At 50.9% G+C, this 332-nt stretch carries 1 protein-coding gene; it reads right to left on the bottom strand.

The annotated features are described in order from the left end of the window. The coding region (locus tag D7V20_RS19630; RefSeq protein ID WP_215624536.1) for a contractile injection system protein, VgrG/Pvc8 family at positions 1-332 on the bottom strand (332 nt) is incomplete at both ends.

A 332-nucleotide genomic window follows, 5' to 3' on the forward strand; every position in this document is an offset into this window, starting at 1 on the left:
GCTTGTTCAAGGGCAAGTCGGCTGTTGTCTTGGTTGTCGCTGTGTTGGTGGTGGCTGAGTACGGAACCTGCGCCTTCTTCGGTGTCGAGGAGTTCAGCTTGCCAGCGTTGTAGATAGACTGCTGTAGGTTGTAGTGAGCGTTGTCCTGCAAAGTGTGTGATGCTGTCTGTTTGTTCGACCGCACTGCTGCGGTGGAAGCGGATGTTACGCCGTTCTAGGGCGCTGTATGCAGTGTGGTTGTCAATCAGTCTGAGTTTTTGCGCTTGTATAGGGTGTCTTGTATGGGATACTTTGTGTTGTGCTTCATCGATTAATGAAGTTACACCTTCCTC

The organism is Acinetobacter rongchengensis (assembly GCF_003611475.1).
GTDB classification, from domain to species: Bacteria; Pseudomonadota; Gammaproteobacteria; order Pseudomonadales; family Moraxellaceae; genus Acinetobacter; species Acinetobacter rongchengensis.